Genomic DNA, 24,391 nt, shown 5'->3' with positions numbered 1-24,391 from the left:
ACTCCTGATCGGTCCGCGTTGCGCCGAAACTCCGTAGAAAAACGGATCAATCCGTCAGGCTGACAGGAAGCTGACAAAACGCACCTGCGATTCGCAAGAGAACTTTACGATTAAGTAGCGCGGCATCTGCAGAATGCTCCGTCTCATCAGGAGCGATGCGCGACCCGTGCGCTGCTTCCTGGCGTCGGTTTCGCTTCCAGAAATTCCTCCTAGTGATTGATCAAACAAAGAGTCGGGCGAGGGCTTGGCAATGGCAATTCCCGGAACGATCCACCATGTAGCCCGACTCGTCTCGCGATTGAAGCGCGACTCCAGAGGCAACGTTGCCGCCATGTTTGCGATCGCACTGGTGCCGCTGATCGCCTCGATCGGATGCGCCATCGACTACAGCATGGCAACGCGCATCAAGGCCAAGCTGCAGGGTTCGGCGGATTCGGCGGGCGTGGCGTCGATCTCGGTGAACTCGGCCGGCTACAACGCGGCGATGGCGATGACGTCGAATGGATCCGTTGGCGCCGGCGTCACGGAAGCGAACAACGTCTTCAACGGAAATGCTGCGACGTTCTCCGGCAGCTACACCAATCTCGGTGTGACAAGCACGGTCACCAAGACCGGTAACAAGCTCGTCTCGAACGTGCAGTTCAGCGCGGATGTGCCTGTCACCTTCATGCAGCTTCTCGGCTACAGGAAGCTGACCGTGACCGGCAGCTCGTCCTCGACCACCACGCTGCCGCTGTATCTCGACTTCTACCTGACGCTGGATGTCTCGGGCTCGATGGGTCTGCCCTCGACCACGGCGGAAGCCCAGCGCATGCAGTCGATCAATCCCGACAACTACCGGCAATACCCGACGGGCTGCACGCTGGCCTGCCATTTCTCGCCGCAGAACAGCGCCTGCACGGATTCGGGGACGCAGGGCTATCCCACCAACAATTACTGCCTGGGCTATGCGATCTCGCGCGTCAGCCAGAGCGGGTACAGAGGCCTGCTGCAGACAAAGACCAGCAACCCCATGGGGGTTCAGTTGCCGTCGTCGATCGTCTCTGGATTGCCGAACTCGCTCTACTCCAACCTCGCGACGGTGGCGAACTGTCCGACTGACGGAACCGATTCCTGCATTCAGTTGCGGCTGGACGCTGTCGGTTACGCGGTGAATCAGCTGTTCGTTACGGCGAACAATACCGAGAAAGTGGCTAACCAGTTCCGCATCGGTCTCTATCCCTTCATCCGCTATCTCTATTCGTACTTCCCGCTGACCAGCAGCATCAACGGGTCGACGACCAATTCCTCGACGATCAACTATGCGGCCGCGAACCTCGCGACCTTGCTTGATACCAACATGAATACGAATCTCGGGTCGGGTGGCACGCATATCGACACGGCGCTGTCGAGCGTGAACACGTTGATCACGAGCGTGGGCGACGGCAGTGCGTGGAACAACACGCTGCCCTATGTCTTCCTCGTGACCGATGGTGCGCAGGATCCGCAGGTGAAGGGCGTTCCGAACGGCTCATGGTCGGGAAGCAACCATGCCACGACGATTGATCCGGCCACGTCGTGTACGCCGCTGAAGAACCGCGGCGTCATCATCTCCGTGCTCTACATTCCCTATCAGAAGATCAATCCGGTCAACACGTCCTTCGCCGGAGACGAGGACGACTATGCCAACTGGAACATCCCGAACATTCCGGCGAGCCTGCAGAACTGCGCCTCGCCGGGCTTCTTCTACACCGCGAACACGCCGGCCGACATCACGGCGGCGTTGAACGCGATGTTCAATCATGCGGTGCAGGAAGCCCGCATCACCAATTAGCCCGCCGCCCGGTACTCCGGCGCCGATGACAGGAATTTTGCGTAGGCGCCTGCGTCGGGCGGCAGGAAGTGTCCGGCGAGCCCGCCGCGCTTCTGCGTCTTGGTGCCGATGTCGGCCATCAGCTCGTCGAAATGGCGATAGTGATAAGGCGCGACGCACAAGCCGCCATAAACGCCGGCGGCCGGCCGCTCCACGCGCTTGAAGTGCAGCATCATCTCGATGTTGTCGCGCATCTGCTGCGCCGTCGGCTGCCTGGCGAGTTGCCCGTCGGCATAGCGCACCAGCCAGTTCGCGGCGAGATCGGCGCAGAGCACGGTGCAGAACGACGAGTTGAAGCCGACGAAGCCGAGGTCGGGCAGGTCAGGGTTCGCGATCAGGCGGTAGAGCCGGTACTGCCCGTCCGCATCGACCAGCTTTTGCTGATAGGCATCCGGCAGGAAGGGTACGCCGAGCTTGTAGCCGATCGCGAGCACGGCGATGTGGGCGCTGATGCGCTCGCCGCCGCTCATCACGATGGTGTCGCCTTCGTAGTGGTCGAAGCTGCCGAACACGGCCTTGATCCGGCCATCGGCGACCATCGGGTAGAAGCCGGGTGTTGCGATCGGTACCGAGCAGTTGACGCCATCCTCGATCCGCTCCTTCGGCACCATCCTGCACTTGTTGAGCTTGAGCTGCGCCTTCAACAGGCTCTCGAGCCCGCGCCAGTTTGCCCAGATCAGGGGCGCGGCGATGCGGTACGCCAGCTGCGACATCGCGCCGATGCCCCAGCCCGGAAACATCTCCTCCTGCGCGCGGACGTAGAGGATGCGCTTGAAGTTCACGAGCCCCCCGATGAAATAGGGGATGCGCCAGACCGGCTCGCGCATCACGATGGTAACCTCGCGCGCGCCTGATTTCACTGCGTTCACCGCGATGTCGGTCGCCGACTTCGATCCGCCGAGCACGACGACGCGACGTCCCTTGGCCAGCCTGGGATCGCTGTATTTCGACGAGTGCAGGATCTGTCCGCCCTGCGCCAGAAAGCCGTCCTCGCCGGGGCAATGCAGCTCGCGCGGCTCGTTGAACTGCCCGGTGCACACCGCGACGAAATCGAAATCCTCGTTCGTGGTGGCGCCGTCCTTGCCCGCCAGCGCGAGCGTCCAGCCCGGTCTGCCGTCAGTGCGCCGCGCCATGCCGGCCACGCCAGTGTTGAGGCGCAGCATGCGGTCGAGACCGAAGCTTTTCGCGTAGTCGGCGAGGTAGGCGTGGACCTGCGGCCCGGTCGGCCATTCCGGATAGGAGTCCGGCATGGCGCGATCCGTGTAGCGGTAGAGATCCTTGGGGCTTTGCGTCTGCACCTCCGGATAGGAGCGCGCCGGCTCCCAGACGCCGCCGAGATCGGCGCTACGCTCGACGATGGTGACGCGGTGGCCGCGGGCGGAGAACGCTTTTGCGGTGGCGAGGCCGGAGACGCCGGCGCCGATCACGCAGACATGCTTTGGGCTGACCATGGGATGGCTCGCAATCAATGGGTTTCGCGCGCAAGCGATCTCGTTCGGCCGCAAGGCGCGGCCGGCGGACCAGCAAGCGGATGAAAGTGGACGAGGAGCGCCTGACGCCTAGTCGTTGGCCTCGGGCGGCAGGAAGTCGACCTCATGCAGCGCCGAGATGCGCACGACCTCGGCAGGGTCGGTCAGATTGTGGAGCTGGTTGAACAGCGCCTCCAGCTTCTGCATCGGCGAGACCCAGAACAACGCGCGGCACGGCTTGTCGGACTTGTTGAAATAGCCGTGCGGAATGCCGCGTGGCATGCGCACGAGATCACCGGCATGGGCCTTGACCCATTTGCCGTCGAGCTTGAGATCGAGGGTCCCTTCCTGCACCAGGATGAACTCGTCCTGGGTCGGGTGGATGTGCACCGGCACGAACTGGCCGGGATCGCTGTTGGTCTCGAACGCGAAAGTGGAGTCGGTGACGGCCTTGGGGAAGTAGACCTGACCCAGGATGTTCCAGGTCTTGCCGCCATAGCCTGTACCGTTTGCGGTAATGCCCTTTTCGAGTGCAGTCATGCTCGCCTCCTGTTGGATTCCGGCCAGGATGGAGCTTCGGCCACGCCCGGGCGGCTGTCTATCCGCTAAACGAATCCGTCGCGGCTGTTGCCATGCAGCACGACGATTTTGCGACGCGGCCCTTTTCGCGTCCGCGGAACTATTATAGGCTTAAAGCAATTCCGTGACGCGAAGCGTGGTCGATGATGTCCGCAGCCGTGCAGGAAATGAGCACGACAACGCCCGTAGCCGAACGGCTGGCGGGCTTCGCTCGCGTCACCACCGATGATGTCGACGAGGCGGCCGAGCAGATCGGGCGCATCTTCTGTCCGCACGATCTCAAGCCGGCGCAGGCCCGCGCTTCCGGATTTTCGGCGCGGCACAATTGCGCGGCGTTCGACGGCTTTTCCATCAACTACGTTGCCTATGGTGGGACTGTCAGCATCGATCCGGGGTGCCTCGACCGCTTCTTCCTGGTCCAGATCCCGCTCACGGGCACCGCCCACATTTGTGCGGGGGCCGGCGGCTTCGACGCCGCGCCGGATCGGACGGCGTCGCTGCTGTCGCCGACGGTCCCGACCCGGATGACGTGGCGCGACTGTGCGCAAGCGATTTTGCTGCTGGACCGTCGCATGGTTGAGCAGCGCGCCGCGGCGCTGTCGGGCAGGGCGGCCGGCGCGGTCGAGTTCGATCCCGTGATCGACCTGAACGCGCCGTCCGGCCGCCAGCTGCAAACGAGCCTTGCCGAGCTGATGAGGCTCGCCGAGCGGCTCGGACGGTCCGGCCGGCTTTCCCCAGTTGCGATGGCTGATTGGCGCGAGGTGCTGCTCGATCGCCTCCTCAATGGCCAGCGGCATGGTCTGTCGGATGCGATCAGGACGTTCTCAGGACAGGCCGAGCGCCTGCCGCGCGCACTTCGCGCCGCACGGGACCATCTTGCGGAAAATGCCGGCGAGCCGCTCGATCTCGCGCAGCTTGCGGACGCATCCGGCATCGGCATCCGCGCGCTCCAGCTCGGCTTCCGCCGTCATTTCGGCGTGTCGATTTCGGAGATGCTGCTCGATATGCGTCTTGCCGGTCTTCATGCGAGGCTCGCGCAGTCTTCGCCAGACGTTTCCATCACCGACATCGCTTTCGATCTCGGCTTCACGCATCTCGGCCGCATGGCCGGAGCGTACCGTGAAAAATTCGGCGAGACGCCGTCGGCAACGCTGCGACGGCGGATGAGCTAGCGAGCGGCGCCGGCAAGGTTCATTTTCGCGATCGCGTCGCGCTCTCGTCGGTCTCCTGCTTGCGCAAGAACCCTTCGACCTCGGCCTGCACCGAATAGGGCGTCGGGATCGGGTCGCCTGCCGCATCGACGGCGGTATCGAGCGAGCGGCGCAGCATGCGGGCGAGCTCGGCCTTGCGGTAGGGTTTTGTCAGAAGCGGCGCACCCATGGTGGCCTGTCCCAGCCCATGCGGGGAGTCGTGGGCATAACCCGACGTGAACAGCACCCGCAAGGAGGGGCGCGCAGCCACCATCTCGTCGGCGAGCTCCCGTCCGTTCAAGGCGCCCGCCATCACGATATCGGTGAAGAGCAGATCGAAGGACGTCCCCTCCGCCGCGATGGCGAGGGCGTCGGCTGCGTTGGTGGCCGGAATGACCTTGTAGCCGAGGCTTTCGAGCTGGACCGTGACGTAGTGACGGACATCGCGGTCGTCCTCGACGCACAGGATGGTCTCCGTCCCGCCCACGATCTTGCGCTCGTCATAGCCGGTCGGGCGAAGCACGCTGGTCTCGGCCTTCGGCAGGTAGATCGTGAATGTCGTGCCGCCGCCTTCTTCCGATCTGACCTTGATGCCGCCGCCCGACTGCTTGACGAAGCCGAACACCATGCTGAGCCCGAGGCCCGTGCCCTTGCCGACCTCCTTGGTCGAGAAGAACGGATCGAAGATGCGTTCGAGGATCGCCTGCGGAATGCCCGTGCCGGTGTCGGCAATCTGGATCTCGACATAGTCGCCGGCATAGCCGGCGCCGACCGCGACGGCCTCGCGCACGCCGAACACCACGTTGCGCGTCGTCAGCGTCAGCCTGCCGCCTTCAGGCATTGCGTCACGGGCGTTGATCGCGAGGTTGAGCAGCGCCGAGGAGAGCTGCCCGCGGTCGGCGAAGGCGAGCCAGATGGTGCCGTCGAGCCTCTTCACGATCTCGATCTTCTTGTCGAAGGTCGCCAGCATCAGCTTGGCGAGCTCTTCGAGCAGGTCGTTGACGTCGATATCGGCCGGCTGCAGCGCCTGCTTGCGTGCAAAGGACAGCAGGCTCGAGGTCAGTGCGGCGCCGCGATCGGCGGCCTCGCTGATCAGCTTGGTGATGGTGGCGAGCGGCGGGTTGTCCTTCACGGCATCGGCGAGGATCTCGATCGTGCCGGTGATCACCGTGAGCATGTTGTTGAATTCATGGGCGATGCCGCCGGTGAGCTGGCCGACCGCTTCCATCTTCTGCGCCTGGATCAGCTGTTCCTCGGCGGCGCGCTTCTGGGTGATGTCCTTGACGAAATTGTTGATGACGGTGCGCCCGCCGAGCTGGAGCGTGGTGCTCGACGCCTCGATCAGGATCTCGTCGCCTTCCCGGTGCAGCAGGGTTGCCTCGAAGCGGATGCCGATCGGCGTATGCGAGAGCTCCGGCAGAAGGCGCATCATGCGTTGCCTGAAGCCGTCGCGGAGCGGCTCGGCGATGAGGAGATTGACGACGTCCGTGCCGAGCGCCTCCTCGCGCGTCCATCCGGTCAGCGCCTCGGCCTGGATGCTCCACTCCAGGATGATCCCGTTCGCGTCGGTCTGGACGAAAGCATCCAGCGCAGTCTTGATGACGGCCTGGGTCATCTGCGCGCTCGCCTGCGCCTGCTCGGCCAGCTGCGCGGCAATGCGCTTGTCCTGAGCCGTCTCGATCGTGCGCGTGCAGAGCCGGGCGATCAGCAGTGCGACGGCGCCGCTTGCGAGCAGGGCAACGATCTCCGCAACGCCGAACCCCGGGCCGGCCACGGCATACGAGACGAGGAGAGCCGCGGCGGTCACGACGACCTGCGCGGCCATCGCGAGTGTCAGAAGCCCCCTGAGTTTCATGGTCTTACCAACGACTTCCACCGCGGACCCTCGCGTCCGCCCTGTCAAATGAGTCCGGCTCCATGTGAGCTACAGACTCCCTGCGGCGGCGTCGAGGGCAATTTCCGTCAGTATCGGGGCGAGCCGTTGCTTTGTGTCAACTTGCCGGCGAATCGGTCTGGCGCAGCGTCGTGACCCAGATCACACGTGCGGCCTGCTGGGTTGGGTTGTCGAACATGTGCGGTACGATGCTCGGAAAACGAAAGCTGTCGCCGGCTTCCAGCACATGGGCCTGGTTGTCGAGCCACAGCCGCAGGCTGCCGGAGAGGACGTAGCCGGCCTTCTCGCCGGTGTGCTGCAGGAAGTCTGTGCCGGACGAGGCACCGGGATTGAGCGTGAGCTCGTAGAGCTCGAGCTGGCCTTTGCCTTCCGGCGTCAGCGCTTCCTTGACGACGCCGCTGGCGGTGAGCCGCAGCAGGCGCCGGTTGTTCTTGCGTACGATGTAGCGCTGCACGTCGGCGGCGGGATCGCTGGTCTCGAAGAAATAGGAGATCGGCACCTCGAGCGCGATGCTGAGCAGGCGCAGCGTGCGGATCGACGGCATGGCGCGTGCTCGTTCGAGCTGGCTGATCATGCCGTTGGAGAGGCCGGTCTTGTTGGCGACGTCCTGGATCGATAGGCCGGCGCGCTGGCGCAGCAGCCGCACGGTCTCGCCGAGCCTCTGGTCGACCGCATCGTCGGCCTCGATCGTCGGGGCGTCTTTCGGACCGTTGGTGTCGCCGCGACCATCCATGTCGCTCTCCCGTGCATGACCTTGCCGCCGGAATGGCCGGCGGTGTGAAAAGGTCGCGCATCCTAGCAATGCGATTGACAGCTGTATTTAGTCATGATGAACTTTTGATCGAAAAATTTAGAAGCACTAAAGCCCACTCCTGTCCCTTTGCCGGGTCTCGGGGCGCGGGAGAGGTGCCGCGTGCGGGAACGGAGACTGGTCATGGCAGACAGCACCGGCAAGTTCGGCGTTGGCGGACTGCATCATCTCGGCATTCCAAATCGCCGACAGTTTTTTCAACTCGGCGCCGGCGCCGCGGCGGGATGGACGCTTGCAGGTCGCGCCTTTGCGCAGACCGAGCGTCCGGGCAATCCGCCGGACAAGCCGCGCGGGCAGGTGATCGCGGCGCTGTCGCAGGAGCCGACCGTCTTTCATCCGCTGATGCCCGGCATCGAAGTCGACCAGGGCGTCTGGTGGCAGGTGTTCTCGCCGCTCTGGTTCATCGATCCCGACGGCAAGTTCGTGCCCGATCTCGCGCGCGAAGTCCCGACGGTCGAGAATGGTGGCCTTTCGGCCGACGGCCTGACCTGGAAGATCAAGCTGCGCAAGGACGTGAAGTGGCACGACGGCACGGCCTTCACGGCGGACGACGTCAAGTTCTCGCTCGAGCTGATCAACAATCCCGACTTCCGTGTCCGCAACCGCGTCGGCCACAGCCTGGTCAAGGACATCACGATCGTCGCGCCCGACGAGATCCACTGGCGAATGGAGGCTCCCTATTCGCCCTACATGTCGATCCTGTCGCTGACCTTCATCGTGCCCAAGCACATTCTGGAGAAGGTGTCGGATCCGAATTCGTCGCCGTTCCACAATGCGCCTGTCGGCACCGGACCGTTCCGCTGGGGCGAGCGCGTGCCCGGCGACCACATTCAGTTCAATGCCTATGCCGGCTATCACGGCAAGGGACCCTACGTCGAACGCGTGGTCTTCAAGTACATCCCTGATCTCACCGTCCTCTACACCCAGTTCCGTACCGGACAGGTCGATTACACCGGCCTGCAGGGCATTTTGCCGAACTTCGTGCAGGAGGCGAAGACGCTGAAGGCGCGCAAGATCTTCGTCTCGTCGACGTCCTCGGTGGAGCACATCGCGCCGAATCTGGAGTTCGGCCCCTTCGCCGACCGCGCGGTGCGCGAGGCGCTCTATCTCGCCATCAACAAGCAGGCGATCATCGATGCCTTGAACTACGGCCTGCCGATGCAGACCGAAAGCTTCGTGCCGCAGGAGGCGTGGTCGTTCCAGAAGGGCCTGCCGCAGCACAAATACGATCCGACCAAGGCGAATGCGCTGCTCGATGCAGCCGGCTGGGTGCGCGGCGCGGGCGGCGTGCGTGAGAAGGGTGGCGTCAAGCTCGAATTCACCAACTCGACGACGTCCGGCAATGCCGTGCGCGAGCAGACCCAGCAGCTCCTGATCCAGGACTGGCGCGCGATCGGCGCGAGCATGCGCGTCAACAACATGCCGGCCGCCGTGATCTGGGGCGACTTCTGGCAGCAGTCGAAGTTCAATTCGGTCATCGTCGGCGTGAATTTCATGCTGGGCAGCGACCCCGACGTGACGCCGCGGTTCGGATCGGGCGCGATCCCTGCCAAGGGCGGCCGCGGTTACAACACCTATCAATACCAGAACGCCGAGGCTGATCGTCTGCTCGCGCAAGGCGCCAAGCAATTCGATCTCGCGCAGCGCAAGACCACCTATGGTGACCTGCAAAAGCTCATCCGCAACGACCTCGCGATCCTGCCGCTGTTCCAGGGCTACATCGTCGAGGGCGTGAAGGAGGGGCTGCAGGGTTTCCGTCCCAACATCAACACCTCGATCAATTGCTGGAACATCCGCGAATGGTACTGGGCCTGATGCGTTCCATTCGCGAGATCGTCTGAGATGGTTCGCTACGTCGCCAATCGCCTGGCACAGGCGGTCATGCTGCTGGTGATCGTCTCGGCGATCGGTTTCGCCCTCTTGCATCTGGCGCCCGGCGGTCCGCTCTCGCAATTCGCCGTGTCCGCGCAGATGACGCAGGAGGATCTCGACCGCGTCACCAGGCAGCTCGGGCTCGATCGCCCGCTGCCGATCCAGTATCTCGACTGGTTCGGCCGCATGCTCAAAGGCGATTGGGGCAAGTCCTATCGCGACGGCGAGGCGGTGCTGTCGGTGATTTCGTCACATCTTGGCGCGACGCTTGAGCTGATGGTGACGGCGACCATCATCGCGGTGCTGCTCGGTTGCTGGATCGGCATGTTGGGCGCGCTGAGGCGATATTCGCTGTTCGACTCGCTCGCCACCGTTGGCGCCATGATCGCGCTGTCGATCCCGACGTTCTGGTTCGGCCTCGTCACCATCTATGTGTTTTCGGTGACGCTCGGCTGGCTGCCGGCCGGAAACCGCGCGACCGTCGGCGATGGCTCCTTCCTCGACCTGCTGCATCATCTGATCGCGCCGGCAATGGTGCTGGGGCTGGTCGAGACCGCGATGTGGAGTCGCTTCATGCGTTCCTCCATGCTTGAAGTGATCAACCAGGATTACATCCGCACCGCGCGAGCCAAGGGCATGCCGGAATGGCGGATTCTCACGGTGCACGCATTGCGCAATGCGCTGCTGCCGATGATCACGGTGGGCGGGTTGCAGTTTCCGACGCTGCTCGGCGGCGCGCTGGTGGCCGAGACCGTGTTCACCTGGCCCGGCATGGGGCGGCTGTTCCTGGATTCCATCGGCTATCGCGACTATCCCGTGGTGATGGGCATCCTGATGTTCTCTGCGGTCATGGTGCTGATCGGCTCGCTGGTTGCCGACATCCTCTATGCCGTCGTCGATCCGCGCATTCGGGTGGGCTGAAGCGATGGCGACCGCAGTCTTGTCCACCGCTCAATCCGGCCCCGGTCAGGGCGCCTGGCAACGCTTCTGCCGCCACCGGCTCGCGCTCGCGGGCGCGATCGTCATTCTCGTCCTGGTGCTCGGCTCGGCGTTCGGTCCCTATCTGCTGCCGTTCGACGACACCTATATCGATATCATGAAACGGTTTGCCCCGCCGCTCTCGGGGGCGCACATCCTCGGGACCGATGAACTCGGCCGCGACGTGTTGGCGCGGCTGATGATGGGCGCGCGCGTCTCGTTGTCGATCGGCTTCGTTGCAATGGTGATTGCGATGGCCGTCGGCATCGTCGTCGGCGCCTTCGCCGGCTTCTATGGCGGCGTCGTCGGCGCGGTGCTGATGCGGCTGGTCGACGCCGTGCTGTGCTTTCCCACCATCTTCCTGCTGCTGGCGTTGGCGGCGCTCACCGAGCCCGGTTTCGTCACGACCGCCGTGTTGATCGCGGCGACGTCATGGATGTTGGTGGCGCGCGTCGTCGAGGCGCAGGTGCGCTCGCTGAGGGAGCGCGAGTTTGCGGTGGCCGCGCTCGCCTTCGGCTCGTCGAACCTTCGGATCATGTTCCGCGAGCTCGTGCCCAACGCGGTCGCGCCGATCCTGGTGGCGGCAACGCTCAATGTCGCCCAGGCGATCCTGCTGGAATCCTATCTCAGCTATCTCGGGTACGGCATCCAGCCGCCGGCCGCGAGCCTGGGCAACATGCTCAACAATGCGCAGATCTATCTCACCAGCGCGCCGTGGCTCGCGATCGCGCCGGGCGTCGCCATCACGCTCGCCGTGACGAGCTTCAACTTCCTCGGTGACGGCCTGCGCGACGCGCTCGATCCGCGAATGAACATCTCATGACGAGCAAGCTCTCGACCGAACTGATCTCCAGGAGTGCATCATGTCCCCGCCGCTCAACCGTATAAACAGCGACGAACGCCTGCCGGCGCAGGCGGACGTCGTCGTCATCGGCGGCGGCGTCATCGGCGTCTCGGCGGCCTATCATCTGGCGAAGAAGGGTCTCTCCGTCGCTCTGGTCGAGAAAGGTCATGTCGGCGGCGAGCAGTCGAGCCGCAATTGGGGCTGGTGCCGCCAGCAGGGCCGGGCGCGTGAGGAAATTCCGCTGGCGCGCGAGGCGCTACGTCTGTGGGAGGATATGCAGAACGACGCCGGCGTCGATGCCGGCTTCCGCCGCACCGGCGTGCTGTTCCTGACGAAGAGCAAGGACGAGCTCGCGAGCTGGGAGCGCTGGGCGGCGGTCGCGCGCGAAATGCAGGTGCATTCGACCGTGCTGACCCCGGCCGAGGTCGCCGAACGCATGCCGGGCAATACCGACAAATGGGTCGGCGGGCTGCACACGCCGAGCGACGGCCGCGCCGAACCGTCGATGGCCGTGCCTGCGCTGGCGACGGCCGCGCGAAAGCACGGCGTCACGATTCATCAGGGCTGCGCCGCGCGCGGGCTGGAGACACAAGGAGGACGCGTCAGCGCCGTCGTCACCGAGAAGGGCACCATTCGCACGCAAGCGGTGCTGCTGTCGGGTGGCGCGTGGTCGTCGCTGTTCTGCCGCCGTCACGGCATCGAGTTGCCGATCGGTCTCGTCAACGCCACCGCATGCCGCACCACGCCGGCACCTGAGATCACCTCCGGTGCGCTCGGCACCGATCTCTACTGCATCCGCCGCCGTCTCGATGGTGGCTTCACGCTGGCGCTGCGCAACCGCGGCACGGTGGAGTTGTCGCCCGACCTGTTCCGCTACGCGCGCACGTTCTGGCCGACCTATCAGCATCGCAAGGGTGGGCTCAAACTGTCGTTCGGCAAGTCGTTCTTCGACCAGATCATGCGCGGCACCAGCTGGAGCTTTGACAAGCCGTCGCCGTTCGAGACCGAGCGTGTGCGCGATCCCGAGCCTGATATGTCACTGGTCACTGCGGCGCTGGCCTCGCTGATCAAGGCAAACCCGGAGCTCAAGGACATCGAGATCGCGGAGGCCTGGGGCGGGACCATCGACTGTACGCCGGACACGATTCCCGTGATCTCGCCGGTCGACGCGCTGCCCGGCTTCTTCCTCGCGACCGGCTTCTCCGGTCATGGTTTCGGCATCGGTCCTGCGGCCGGCAAGCTCGCCGCCGATATCGTGACCGGCGCGACCCCGCTGGTCGATCCCGCAGCCTACAGCCACAAGCGCATGATCGACGGCCGGCGGCTCGCGCCGGTCAGCCCATTCTGAGGGCGGCATGACGGTTCTCTACAAGGCCAACATGGCGCGCGGCGCGGAGTGGGCCCGCTTCTTCGCCGAGCGCGCGCCGGACGTGCCGTTCCGGGTCTGGCCGGATATCGGCGATCCCCAGGCGGTGCGTTATCTGGTGGCTTGGCAGCCGCCCGACAATATTGCGGCGACGTTCCCCAATCTCGAGCTGGTGTTCTCGGTCGGCGCCGGCGTCGATCAGTTCGACATCACGAAACTACCTCCGCATGTCCCGCTGGTCCGCATGATGGAACCCGGTATCACCGAGCGCATGGTCGAATATGCCTGCATGTCGGTGCTCGCGCTGCATCGTGATCTCGTGCAGTTCATCGGCCAGCAGCGCGATCAAGTCTGGCGCGAGCTCTCCGTGACGCACACGGGCGAACGGCGTGTCGGTGTGATGGGGCTCGGTCTGCTTGGCCAGGCCGTGCTCGACCGGCTCAAATCGTTCGACTTTCCGCTGCTCGGCTGGAACCGTTCGCCACGCAGCATCGCGGGCGTCACCTGTTATGCGGGTGCGGAGGCCCTGCCGGATTTCCTGGGGCAGGCCGACATCCTCGTCTGCCTGCTGCCGCTGACATCGGAGACGCGCGGCATTCTGAACGCAAATCTGTTTGCGCGTCTGCCGCGCGGCGCGCGGCTGCTCAATGTCGGGCGGGGCGGCCATCTGGTCGAGGCCGACCTCGTCGCGGCGCTGGACGGCGGCGTGCTGTCGGCCGCCGTGCTCGACGTCGCCGAGCCCGAGCCGCTGCCCGCGGGCCATCCGTTCTGGAGTCATCCGCGTATTCTTCTCACGCCGCACATCGCCAGCACGACGAAGCCGGAAACCGCGGTCGACTACGTGCTCGACACCATCGCACGCCACCGCCGCGGCGAGCCCCTACCGGGGCGTATCGACCGCGATCGCGGCTACTAGGATACTTGCATGAGCATCGGCGCAAGCAGACCCGATCAGATCGTTGCCGGCGCGCTGGCGCCCGTGCTGTCGGTCTCGGGCCTGACTACGTCCTTCCTGCGCGACCAGCAATGGATCCCGGTCGTTCGCAACGTCTCCTTCGATATCGCGCCACGCGAGACCGTCGCGATCGTCGGTGAGTCCGGTTCGGGCAAGAGCGTCACCGCGCTCTCGATCATGCGGCTCATTCCAAAAGAGAGCGGCCGCATCGAAGGTCGCATCAATTTGGTCGGCCGCGATCTGCTGACGCTGCCCGAAGCTGATATGAAGGACATCCGCGGCAACGATGTCGCGATGATCTTCCAGGAGCCGATGACCAGCCTCAATCCGGTGCTCACCATCGGATTCCAGATCGCGGAAGCGCTGATCCAGCATCGCGGCCTGTCGCGTGCGGCGGCCGAGGCCGAGACCATCCGCCTGCTCGATCGTGTCCGTATCCCCGCTGCAAAATCGCGCTTCCACGAGCATCCGCATCGTTTCTCCGGTGGCATGCGCCAGCGCGTGATGATCGCGATGGCGCTGGCCTGCAAGCCAAAACTCCTGATAGCGGACGAGCCGACCACGGCGCTCGACGTCACCATCCAGGCGCAGATCCTGGAATTGCTGAAGGAGCTTCAGCAGGAGGAGGGGATGTCGATCCTCTTCATTACCCACGATATGGGCGTGGTCGCCGAGATCGCGGATCGTACCGTGGTGATGTATGGCGGACAGGCTGTCGAGACCGACGCGACGTCGCGCATCTTCGCCGCACCCTCGCATCCCTATACGCGTGCACTGCTCGCCGCCGTGCCGCGGCTCGGCTCGATGGACGGCCGGACGCGGCCGATGCGCTTTCCCATCGTCGACAAGGTCACGGGCACCTCGGACGAACCGGCGGAGACGCCCGATACGGTGTCGAGCGCGGAGCGTCCGCTGCTCGAGGTATCAAACCTCACCACGCGCTTTCCGATCCGCGCGGGTCTGTTCGGCAAGGTCTCCGGCCGCGTTCATGCCGTCGAGAACATCTCGTTCACCTTGCGCGCCGGCGAGACGCTGGCGCTGGTTGGCGAATCCGGCTGCGGCAAGTCGACGACGGGGCGATCGATCCTCAAGCTGACCGAGCCGGATGCCGGCACCGTCCTGATCGACGGCCAGGATGTGCTCGCCATGAGCGGTCGCACCTTGCGCGATTTCCGCAAGCACATGCAGATCGTGTTTCAGGATCCGTTCGCGAGCCTCAATCCACGGATGTCGGCGGGAACGGCGATCGCGGCGCCACTGCTGGCCAACGGCCTCGCCTCGGCGTCGCAGGCGCGCGACAAGGTCGCCGACCTGCTCGTGCGCGTCGGCCTCACCGCCGACATGGCCGCACGCTTCCCGCATGAATTCTCCGGCGGGCAGCGCCAGCGCATCTGTATCGCGCGTGCGCTCGCGCTCGGGCCAAAGCTGATCGTCGCGGACGAGGCGGTCTCCGCGCTCGATGTCTCGGTCAAGGCGCAGGTCGTCAATCTGATGCTCGACCTTCAGGCCAGCATGGGGCTCGCCTATCTCTTCATCTCCCACGATATCGCCGTGGTCGAGCGCATGAGCCACCGCATCGCGGTGATGTATCTCGGCGAGATCGTCGAGATAGGTCCGCGCGCTGCGGTGTTCGGCAACCCGCAGCATCCCTACACCAAGAGGCTGATGGCCGCCGTTCCCGTGCCCGACCCCGCACGCCGCGGCAGCAAGCGCGAAGTGGCCAACGACGAAATCAGAAGCCCGGTGCGTGCACCGGACTATCAACCGCCGATCCGACAATATCGCGAAGTCTCGCCCGGCCATGTCGTGCAGGCGTGGGGCGAGGAGTGGTCGGGCTGACTGCGAGCTTCGCACGTCCTCCGGAGATTGTGACTGGATGGCGCGGCAGAGAACAGTGATCTGTGAACCGCTTCATAGTTCATCCCTCACGATTTGAACTATCACTCCAGCAAGAAATTGCCGCACCCGGAGCTGGCTGACAGGCACGGGTGAGTTGCAATGCCTGCGCAGCGGCGTGCGCGCAGCCTCGGATTGGCTCTCGCCTTCGCGAGCAAGTCAGCCCCATCACTCAGCACAGATCTTTCTGACATTGGAATCAAGGGCATCGAGAACCGCGTCCCGGCAGATTCTATTCGGGTCGGCCAGTAGACTGCCAATTGCTCATAAGGAGCCCCCAATGAAGAATACCAGTGCAAGTTCGACCGCATTTTCCCTCACAAGGTACGTCAGCGGTCTCGGGATCGCCCGTTCCAGCCTGATCAAGTCTGCCCATACCCTTGAAAGAATTGGGCTGGCGGCCGTTGGAGCCTCTTGCGGTCTCTATGTGGGGGCGACCCTGTTGCGTCAGAAAGATGGGCTGTTTGAGAGCGGCTGGATCGTGCTGATAACGATGCTCTACGGAACTCTCAGCTTTTATGTCGGAATTGACTTGTCCGGCAATCTCGCGCGGCGGCCGAAATCGAGCATCTCGGAAGAATGGAACGGCTCTGAGCCGGCTGAAATCATGAGCGCGGCCGGAACGTTCGGCACGGCGATTGCCGCAACTCTTTCCGTAAGCATTCTTGTCCTTGATCAAAATCTACCCGACGCCCTGATAGGCTTTGTTGCGGTCTGCTGGGCGGTCGGATCTTCGCTTCAGGTTGCGGCGGGCACGATGGCTCGCAGCCATGAGGCGCCGACGAACGAGCAATGAAGCAGACGTCTCCTTGGCATTGCATGTGAGCACCAGGTGCAGTCGGTCGGCTTCAGAGCTGGAGTGAGGCGTGACTAATCATCGCAACCTCCGCTGTCAAACGCTGCGTGTCGGCGATGTTTGGTAGCGCGGCCGTTCACATCGGGTCGTGTCCCGACCGAAGCGTCATCGGTAACGAGTAACCTAATTTTCGCAGGGCAAACAAGACGTGCCATCATGGTGGCGTTGGGATATTGTCTCGCCGCGGCCGTGGTCCAAAATTCTGCTAATCGCCAGTCATAAGATGGGTGAGCCATGCAGATTGCGGAGTGGCTCGAGAAGCTGGGGCTTGGGCAATACGCGGAGCGTTTTGCCCAAAACGGGATCGACGTTGGCGTCCTCCCCGAGCTGATGGACGAAGACTTCGACAAGCTCGGAGTCCTGCTCGGTCATCGCCGCAAGATGCAACGAGCCATTGCCGACCTCGATCCGGCCGCATTGATCGCATCGCCGGCTCCTCCTCACGACGCCGAGCGGCGCCACCTCACCGTCATGTTTTGCGATCTGGTCGGCTCGACCAAGCTCTCGGCGCGCCTCGATCCCGAGGATATGTGGGAAGTGATCCGGGTCTACCGCGCCGCATGTGCGCGGGTCATTGCGGCTTATGACGGCAGCATAGCCAGGTTCGTCGGCGACGGAATACTCGTCTATTTCGGCTATCCGCGCGCCCACGAAGACGATGCGGAGCGCGCGGTGCGCGCGGGCCTCGACATTATCGCCGCAATTCGCCAGCTCGACACAGGCGCCGGCGAACGGGTGGAGCTGCGGATTGCAGTTGCGACCGGTCTCGTGGTGGTGGGCGACCTCATCAGTGGAGATGCGTCGGAGGAGCATGCGACCGTCGGCGACACGCCAAATCTCGCTGCTCGGCTTCAGAGCCTCGCGGAACCCGGGGCGGTCGTCGTTGCGTCATCGACCCGCCGGCTGCTTGGGGATCTCTTCACGTTTCGCAATCTTGGCCGCCGCGAAGTCAAGGGGATAGGCGAACCCGTCGCAGTGTGGGCGGTGGAAGGCGCGACCGCATCCGAGAGCCGTTTCGAGGCGGTCCGTGCCGCGCGCTCGATCGGCTTTGTCGGCCGCAAGGATGAGATCGAATTCATTCTCTCGCGCCAGCGAGACGCATGGCAAGGTCACGGCCAGATCGTATTGATCTCCGGCGAGGCGGGTATCGGCAAGTCGCGCATCGTCGCAACGCTGTCCGAAAGTCCCTCGTTGGGGACGCACCGTCGCGTGCGATATCAGTGTTCGCCTTATCATACCAACAGCGCGCTTCATCCCTTTGTCGCACAGCTCGAGCGCGCCGCCGGAATCCGCGCGCACGACACGCCGGAACAAAGGTTCAGCAAGCTCGAGGCCATGCTGGCGCTTGGAACCCAGCAGGTCGCCCGGGCAACACCGCTCATTGCGGCGTTGCTTTCGCTTCCGACCGGCGACCATTGCCCACCCCTCGGCTTGAGTCCGGCGCAGCAGAGGCGACAGACGTTTGCCGCCCTTCTCGATCAGCTCGAGGGGTTGGCGCGAGGTCAGCCTCTGCTGATTATCTGCGAAGATTTGCATTGGGCCGATGCCACGACCCTTGAGCTGTTCGATCTCGCGGTCGATCGGATCAGGGCACTGCCGATCCTCATGCTCATGACATCCCGGCCTGAGTTCGAGCCGTCCTGGTCGGGCCTTGCCAATGTCGGCCTGCTGCGTCTCGACCGGCTCGATCGGCAGGACACGCGCGCGCTGGTGGAACAGGTGGTTGTCGGTCGCCAGCTGCCACGCGAGATGATGAAGCAGATCATCGACAGGACGGATGGTGTCCCGCTGTTCGTCGAGGAACTGACCAAGATGGTGCTGGAGTCCGGCCTGCTGGTCGAAGATGCCGGGCGCTATCGCCTGAATAGTCCGCTCCCGCCGCTCGCAATTCCCGCTACGCTGCAGGATTCGCTGATGGCGCGGCTCGACCGGCTCGCTCCAGTCAAGGAGGTGGCGCAGATAGGTGCCGCCATCGGCCGCGATTTCTCATACGCGCTCATGAAGTATGTGGCGGGACGCGATGATCTGACGCTGAGTGCCGCGCTGGGACAACTTGAAGAAGCCGAACTGCTGCTTCGCCGTGGGGTTCCGCCCGACGCAAGCTATAGTTTCAAGCACGCCCTCGTTCAGGAGGCCGCCTACGAGAGTTTGCTCAAAAGCAAACGGCACCTGCTTCACACAAGAATTGGCGAGGTCCTGCGTGAGAAGTTTCCGGTCGTCGCCGAGATCGAGCCGGAAGTTCTGGCGCATCACTTCACCGAAGCGGGGCTGAGCGAGGTAGCCCTCGAATGGTGGCGCAAGGCGGGCCAGCAGGCGCTGAAACGCTCTGCCTATTCCGAGGCGGTCGCGCATCTCGGCAAGGCCGTCGCGACCGCCGACGAGCTGCCGGATGACCCCCGCCGGATGATGACCAGGCTGCATCTGCAGATCTCGTACGGCCGCGCACTGAGGGGCAGCCTCGGGCACAGCGCTCCCGAAACGATCGCGGCATGGACGCGTGCGCGCCGGTTCGCAGCCGACATCGATGATCCCGTTGAACTTGCGCCTGTTCATTCGGGGCTCTTCAATGCCTGCCTGACACACGGCGAATTCGCTCCGATGCGGGAGCTTGTGGACGCCATCAGGGGCGCCGCGGATCGACGGCCGGACTCGCCGGTGGCGGCCGTGGTTGCCCAATGGACGAGCGGCGTCACCTGCTGGTTCGGCGGCGACTATTTGAACGCGCGAACGCATCTTGAGCGGGCGCTGGCCATCTATGCTGCCGAACCGGATCCGGCGACATTCAGGGCTTCGACACTGGATCTGCCGTTCGTGATCATGAGATTTCTTGCCCTGGTGCTCTGGCCGCTCGGTCTCACTGCACGCGCGCGCGAGCTCGCCGCCGAAGCGGTGGGTGCGTCGGGAGAAAAACGGGCGCTTTCCCGGGCCAATGCGCTGGTTCATCGCGCTGTGTTCGACGGCGTATGCGGGGGCATGTTGCAGCAAACCGAGACGATCCTGGCGCTCGGTCTCGCGCGCGACCACACCATGCCGCTGTATGTGGCCGCGGGCACCTACCTGAACGGACTGGCCAAGTGGCGCGCCGGCGACCGAATGGCCGGACTGGCGGACATGCGTCACGGCTGGACCTTGCTGCACGAGAACGATTGCTACCTCTGCGAACCGTTCTGGGGGCTGCATGTCGCCGTGGCGAATGCGGAGATGGGCCAGGTCGAAACAGGGCTCGACATCCTGAACGAACTGATCGCCCGGACCGGACAGTCCGGCCAGCATTGGCTTGATGCCGAGCTGCATCGTGTCCGCGGAAAGCTGCTATGGCGTCAGGATTCTTCAGACGAATCCAGGGCCGAAGCCGACCTCAGGCGAGCGTTGGAAATCGCGCGACACCAGCGGACGAAGACCTTCGAGCTGCGCAGCGCGCTTGGACTTGCCCGCCTGCACAGGACAAACGGCCGAGCCGGTGCGGTCTATGAAGTGCTCGCGCCGGTGTTCGCTGAGTTCGAGGCCGAGCGCAACCTTCCTGAATTGATGGAAGCGAAAGAGCTGCTTGCGCAGGAGCGTGAGGCGCGTGCCGTTTCCGCGGCGGGTCGTCTTGGCGGCGGGGAATGATAGTCACGAATTCACGTGCACGAAATCCCGCAGCAGCGGGTAGATCTCGTTATTCCAGCGCTTGCCCGAGAAGACGCCGTAATGGCCGACACCGGCCTGCATGTGATGGACCCTGCGATAGGCGCGCACGCTGGTGCAGAGGTCTTGCGCGGCGAGCGTCTGGCCGATCGAGCAGATGTCGTCCTTTTCGCCCTCGACCGTCATCAGCCCCATGCGGCTGACGGCCTTGGTGTCGACGGGGCGGCCGCGATGCATCAGCTTGCCTTGCGGCAGCAGGTGCTCCTGGAACACGTCGCGCACGGTCTCGATGTAGAACTCGGCGGGCAAATCCATCACCGCAAAATATTCGTCGTAGAAGGTCTTGATGCTTGCCGCTTTCTCCTTCTCGCCCTTGGCGATGTGGTTGGCGAGATCCATGTGCTGCTTGATGTGGCGCTCGAGGTTCATCGAGACGAAGGCGGTGAGCTGCACGAAGCCGGGATAGACCTTCCGGAATGCGCCGCGGCACTGCACCGGGACGTAGTTGATCAGGTTCTGCTCGAACCATTCGATCGGCTTGCTCTTGGCGAAGTCGTTGACCTTGGTCGGCTGGATCCGCGTGTCGATCGGCCCGGCCATCAGCGTCAGCGTCGCCGGCCGCGACGGGTGATTGCCCTCGCACATGATCGCGGCGGCCGCGAGCGCCGACACTGACGGCTGGCATATCGCCACCATATGCGGGCGCGGACCCAGCTGTCCGAGGAAGTCGATCAGGTGTTCGGTGTAGTCGTCGAGCCCGAAGCGGCCCTCGCTGCGCGGAATGTCGCGCGGATTGTGCCAGTCGGTGATGTAGACGTCGTGGTCCTGCAGCAGCGTCTTCACGGTGCCGCGCAGGAGCGTGGCGAAATGTCCGGACATCGGCGCCACCAGCAGCATGCGCGGCTGCTCGGTCACGCCGTCCTTCTTGAAGTGCAGCAGCGAGCCGAACGGCGTCGCATAGGCGATCTCCTCGGTGACGCCGACCTCGCGATTGCCGATCATCACGCTGTCGATGCCGTAGGCCGGGCGGTGATAGGTGAGGGTGGAGCGGGAGATCAACTCCAGCGCCGCCGAGAGCCGGCCGACCACCCTGTCGGACATGCCCTGCGGCACCAGATCGAGGAATTTGAGCGCAGACGAGGCGCCCGCCCGCCACGGCGCCGTCAGGTCCATCTGGTTCTGAAAAGCCTGATAATACATCGACATCATACTGAAGCGCCCACCTCTCCGATGTTGCCATGCAATATCGGAGCCAGACGGACACTGGCCGCCCCTCAAATTGGCACGTCGCTTGCTGCTCCTTTGGCCGTAAACGTGAGGGAAGGCCCTATGGCGAAGGCGACACTGACCATCAGCAGCAAGAACTATTCGTCCTGGTCGCTGCGTGGCTGGCTGCTGACGAAGTTCTCCGGGCTCGATTTCGAGGAGATCGTCACCGCACCGGATGACGCCTCGGCGCGTGCCGAAATCCTGCTGCTGTCGTCCTCGATCCTGGTGCCCTGTCTGCGCCACGACGGCGCCACGGTCTGGGATACGCTTGCCATTGCCGAATATCTCAACGAGGTGATGCCGGACGCCGGCCTGTTGCCGGCGGATCGCGTCCAGCGCGCGCATTGCCGCTCGATCTGCGGCGAGATCCATTCGGGCTTCACCACGCTACGCGCCTCGCTGCCGGTCAATCTGAAGGGCCACTTCCCCGGCTTCAAGATCTGGTCGCGCGCGCAGGCCGACATCGACCGGGTCTGGTCGATCTGGCGCGACTGTCTGGAGAAATCCGGCGGCCCGTTCCTGTTCGGCGAGACGCGCACCATGGCGGATGCGATGTACGCGCCCGTGGTGACGCGCTTCGTCACCTATGACGTCAAGCTCGAGCCACGGTTGAAGGCCTATGCCGATACCATCATGGCGATGCCCGAGATGAGGGAATGGATCGCGGCGGCGCAGGAAGAGCCGGCCGAGATCGAGGAGCTCGAGGTCGAATATTAGGCAGGCGGCCTACGGTCCTGCCTGTTTCCGGGGCGGCGGCGGCCTGCGTCTCGCCGACCTCCATGTCTTTGCCATCGTTAACTTTTGCGGCCGGTATCTGGCGAGGGCGCATCTCGCACCGCGCAGATATTGTGCGCCCCGGCGGCGCCTTGTCGACATCTAGCCGTGAACAGCCGCGTACAGCGTCAAACGGCTGATTCGGACGTGATTCGTTCGGGCCGCGTTCCGTTCGTTAAGGCGGAGCGCGGCCCCGTTGCATTTTGAGACAGAACCAAACCGTCAGGCCACGCCGGAATGCTTCACGCGCGGCACGCGCCAACCAATGACGGTGGCTTCCACCGGGACGCCGGCCGCGTCATTCTGCCAGCGGCCCTCGACATAGCGGCAGGCGAACGGCAGTTGATATGTCCCGCTGTGATCCTCACACAGCACCTCGACCGGCAGGCCAGGTGGTGGCTCTCCGGCGCCATCGAATTCTGCCAAACGTCTATCGCGCGTTGCCATTCCAAAAATCTCCCCTAATCAAAGCCGCGGAAAGAGCGCCTACTTCTTCCGCGTGCGGTTCACCGCTCCCCGTCCAAGGGAACAAGCCAAGCTCATCGCGAGAATGCGGTGCGAGTGTGGTAGCTTCGGGAAGGCGCGCGCAATCGGCGCACATTGCCGTGATTAATTTGAAGAGGAACCTGGATGCTGTGCCGGATCGCTGCCGTGTGTTTCGCCATGTTACCGCTCGTCGCGCATACGCCGGCGCTGGCGCAGGACGTGCCCGGCATCGAGATCTGCACGGTGGAGAAGACGATGGAGCGGCGCACCAGTTGTCTCCAGAGCAATGTCGATTTCCTCCAGAAGACCATCAGCAAGCTCAATCTCGATCACCAACAGAAGATCGACGCTGCCAACCGCCAGATCGACACGCTGAAGGTGACGCTTGCAGGCTTGCAGAAGACCATCGGCGATCTGCAGGCGGCGCAAGTGAAACAGGCGGAGGATCTGAAGAAGAAGCAGGACGCGCCGCCGCCGAAGGATGCTGCGAAGTAGCGGCAGCGATCACGCCACGCGGTAGCGCTCGATCACGCCGCGATCGGGATCAAGGCCGAGTCCCGGGCCCGTTGGTACCGCGACATGTCCGGTCGTGTCGACATCGGCGCGGCCGCCCCAGAGGCAGGCCTCACGCCTGAGATAGAACATCTCGACAAGCCCGTCGTCGCGCGTCGCCAGCAGATGCAAGGTCGCCAGCAGGCCCGGACCAAAGTAAGGGGAATGCGGGACGATCTTGACGCCGCGCTGATCGGCGAGCCGCGCAACCTTCAGAAATTCCGTGATGCCGCCGACCTTGATCACCGACGGCTGCGCATGGCTCACGGCACCCGCATCCATCATCTGGCGGAATTGATATTCCGTGCAGGCATTCTCGCCGGCCGCGACGCCAAGTCCACCTTTGCTGCGGACCTCGGCGAGCCCAGCAAAATCCTCCGGCGGCCAGACCGGCTCCTCCAGGAACATCGGCTGCGCGTCCTTGCACGCTCCGGCGAAAGCGATCGCCTGTTCGGCCGTGAGCGGACAGTTCATGTCGACCATCAGCGGGATACCGGGCCCGATCGCCTCGCGCGCGGCGAACACCGCTGGCGTCGTGGTCTCATGCAGCTTGATGGCGCCATAGCCGAGCGCGAGCGCCTTCCTGCATTCGCCGGCGATGTTCTCGGGCGAGCCGATCCGCAGCAGGCTCGCGTAAGCGGGAATCTTTGCGCGCTTCGTCTCGCCGAGCAGGCGATGCACCGGCACGCCCTCGATCTTCGCGGCAAGGTCCCACAGTGCGATGTCGAGCCCTGAGATCGCGAACATGGTGATGCCGTAGCGGCCGAACAGATGCAGGTTGCGCTGGATCTGCTCCATGGCGGCCGGAATGCCGGCCGCGTCGGGCACCTTCAGCCCGCGCGCCTGCGGCGCGATCATCTCCTCGACGGCGCTCCGCGTGGTGGCCGGGCAGACATAGGCGAAGGCATCGCCCCATCCCGTCAGCCCGGCATCGGTCGTCACCTCCACCAGCACCATGTCGAGGGCTGAGATGGCGGATGCGCCCTGGCGGAAGCTCGCGACACCGGCGTCGTAGGGAATGCGGATATGGTGCGCCCGCACATCGGTGATTTCCATGACGCGGTTCCTCCATGCTTTCTTTGAGCGGTTCCAGACAGTGTAGCTGCGAATATCGGGGCGTT

19 protein-coding genes are annotated in these 24,391 nt (G+C 64.1%); 12 read left to right on the top strand and 7 right to left on the bottom strand.

Annotation, left to right across the window (positions count from 1 at the left end):
- Nucleotides 1–250 precede the first annotated feature (250 nt).
- The gene (locus NLM32_RS36380; RefSeq protein ID WP_254195000.1) at nucleotides 251–1,813 is read left to right on the top strand and encodes a TadE/TadG family type IV pilus assembly protein; all 1,563 of its coding nucleotides are present in this window, start codon (nucleotides 251–253) and stop codon (nucleotides 1,811–1,813) included.
- Here the strand turns inward: NLM32_RS36380 and NLM32_RS36375 are convergent.
- Together NLM32_RS36375 and NLM32_RS36370 are read right to left on the bottom strand one after the other, a co-directional pair.
- Nucleotides 1,810–3,303, bottom strand: coding sequence for an NAD(P)/FAD-dependent oxidoreductase (locus tag NLM32_RS36375; protein WP_254133505.1), 1,494 nt, complete (start codon nucleotides 3,301–3,303; stop codon nucleotides 1,810–1,812). The two genes, NLM32_RS36380 and NLM32_RS36375, sit on opposite strands and share 4 nt — an antisense overlap.
- Nucleotides 3,304–3,411: 108 nt before the next feature.
- Complete coding sequence (locus NLM32_RS36370; RefSeq protein WP_063689614.1) at nucleotides 3,412–3,861, bottom strand: cupin domain-containing protein; 450 nt, start codon at nucleotides 3,859–3,861, stop codon at nucleotides 3,412–3,414.
- A 185-nt stretch (nucleotides 3,862–4,046) separates the two neighbouring features.
- Here NLM32_RS36370 and NLM32_RS36365 point away from each other — a divergent pair, with 185 nt between their 5' ends.
- A complete protein-coding gene (locus NLM32_RS36365) occupies nucleotides 4,047–5,072 on the top strand; it encodes an AraC family transcriptional regulator (protein WP_254135508.1) in 1,026 nt (341 codons plus the stop codon).
- 19 nt (nucleotides 5,073–5,091) lie between these two features.
- Here the strand turns inward: NLM32_RS36365 and NLM32_RS36360 are convergent, their stop codons facing one another.
- Nucleotides 5,092–6,945: an ATP-binding protein gene (locus NLM32_RS36360; protein ID WP_254135507.1), complete on the bottom strand. Its 1,854-nt coding sequence runs from the start codon at nucleotides 6,943–6,945 to the stop codon at nucleotides 5,092–5,094.
- A 136-nt stretch (nucleotides 6,946–7,081) separates the two neighbouring features.
- Nucleotides 7,082–7,717 carry a cupin domain-containing protein gene (locus NLM32_RS36355; RefSeq protein WP_254133504.1) on the bottom strand — a complete coding sequence of 212 codons (636 nt, stop codon included), beginning with the start codon at nucleotides 7,715–7,717 and terminating at the stop codon, nucleotides 7,082–7,084.
- Between the two features lie 201 nt (nucleotides 7,718–7,918).
- On the opposite strand from NLM32_RS36355, the gene NLM32_RS36350 reads away from it, so the two are divergent.
- The 8 genes from NLM32_RS36350 (at nucleotide 7,919) to NLM32_RS36315 (ending at nucleotide 20,171) form a co-directional block, all read left to right on the top strand.
- Nucleotides 7,919–9,610 carry a peptide ABC transporter substrate-binding protein gene (locus NLM32_RS36350; protein WP_254133503.1) on the top strand — a complete coding sequence of 564 codons (1,692 nt, stop codon included), beginning with the start codon at nucleotides 7,919–7,921 and terminating at the stop codon, nucleotides 9,608–9,610.
- Nucleotides 9,611–9,637: 27 nt separating this feature from the next.
- Entirely contained in the window at nucleotides 9,638–10,588 is a 951-nt protein-coding gene (locus NLM32_RS36345) for an ABC transporter permease (RefSeq protein ID WP_254133502.1), read from the top strand.
- Between the two features lie 4 nt (nucleotides 10,589–10,592).
- The gene (locus NLM32_RS36340) at nucleotides 10,593–11,468 is read left to right on the top strand and encodes an ABC transporter permease (RefSeq protein WP_254133501.1); all 876 of its coding nucleotides are present in this window, start codon (nucleotides 10,593–10,595) and stop codon (nucleotides 11,466–11,468) included.
- Nucleotides 11,469–11,508: 40 nt separating this feature from the next.
- The gene (locus NLM32_RS36335) at nucleotides 11,509–12,837 is read left to right on the top strand and encodes an FAD-binding oxidoreductase (protein ID WP_254133500.1); all 1,329 of its coding nucleotides are present in this window, start codon (nucleotides 11,509–11,511) and stop codon (nucleotides 12,835–12,837) included.
- 7 nt (nucleotides 12,838–12,844) lie between these two features.
- On the top strand, nucleotides 12,845–13,771 hold the full coding sequence (locus NLM32_RS36330) for a glyoxylate/hydroxypyruvate reductase A (protein ID WP_254133499.1): 927 nt from the start codon (nucleotides 12,845–12,847) through the stop codon (nucleotides 13,769–13,771).
- Nucleotides 13,772–13,780: 9 nt separating this feature from the next.
- Nucleotides 13,781–15,649, top strand: a complete 1,869-nt coding sequence (locus NLM32_RS36325; RefSeq protein WP_254133498.1) for an ABC transporter ATP-binding protein — start codon at nucleotides 13,781–13,783, stop codon at nucleotides 15,647–15,649.
- A 337-nt stretch (nucleotides 15,650–15,986) separates the two neighbouring features.
- On the top strand, nucleotides 15,987–16,502 hold the full coding sequence (locus NLM32_RS36320; protein ID WP_254133497.1) for a hypothetical protein: 516 nt from the start codon (nucleotides 15,987–15,989) through the stop codon (nucleotides 16,500–16,502).
- 294 nt (nucleotides 16,503–16,796) lie between these two features.
- Nucleotides 16,797–20,171: an adenylate/guanylate cyclase domain-containing protein gene (locus NLM32_RS36315; RefSeq protein ID WP_254133496.1), complete on the top strand. Its 3,375-nt coding sequence runs from the start codon at nucleotides 16,797–16,799 to the stop codon at nucleotides 20,169–20,171.
- A gap of 3 nt (nucleotides 20,172–20,174) precedes the next feature.
- On the opposite strand, the gene NLM32_RS36310 is transcribed toward NLM32_RS36315, so the two are convergent.
- The gene (locus tag NLM32_RS36310) at nucleotides 20,175–21,398 is read right to left on the bottom strand and encodes a polyhydroxyalkanoate depolymerase (protein ID WP_254133495.1); all 1,224 of its coding nucleotides are present in this window, start codon (nucleotides 21,396–21,398) and stop codon (nucleotides 20,175–20,177) included.
- Between the two features lie 120 nt (nucleotides 21,399–21,518).
- Here NLM32_RS36310 and NLM32_RS36305 point away from each other — a divergent pair, with 120 nt between their 5' ends.
- Nucleotides 21,519–22,175 (top strand): glutathione S-transferase family protein, encoded by a 657-nt coding sequence (locus NLM32_RS36305; protein WP_254133494.1) that lies wholly within the window; start codon nucleotides 21,519–21,521, stop codon nucleotides 22,173–22,175.
- A gap of 279 nt (nucleotides 22,176–22,454) precedes the next feature.
- Here the strand turns inward: NLM32_RS36305 and NLM32_RS36300 are convergent, their stop codons facing one another.
- A complete protein-coding gene (locus NLM32_RS36300; RefSeq protein WP_254133493.1) occupies nucleotides 22,455–22,679 on the bottom strand; it encodes a hypothetical protein in 225 nt (74 codons plus the stop codon).
- Nucleotides 22,680–22,862: 183 nt separating this feature from the next.
- On the opposite strand from NLM32_RS36300, the gene NLM32_RS36295 reads away from it, so the two are divergent.
- Entirely contained in the window at nucleotides 22,863–23,213 is a 351-nt protein-coding gene (locus NLM32_RS36295; RefSeq protein ID WP_254133492.1) for a hypothetical protein, read from the top strand.
- Between the two features lie 9 nt (nucleotides 23,214–23,222).
- Here the strand turns inward: NLM32_RS36295 and NLM32_RS36290 are convergent, their stop codons facing one another.
- A complete protein-coding gene (locus NLM32_RS36290) occupies nucleotides 23,223–24,326 on the bottom strand; it encodes a mandelate racemase/muconate lactonizing enzyme family protein (protein WP_254133491.1) in 1,104 nt (367 codons plus the stop codon).
- Between the last annotated feature and the right edge of the window lie 65 nt (nucleotides 24,327–24,391).

Origin of the sequence: Bradyrhizobium sp. CCGUVB14, assembly GCF_024199935.1 — a bacterium.
GTDB lineage: Bacteria > Pseudomonadota > Alphaproteobacteria > Rhizobiales > Xanthobacteraceae > Bradyrhizobium.
This window is presented reverse-complemented; position numbering and strand designations above follow the sequence as displayed.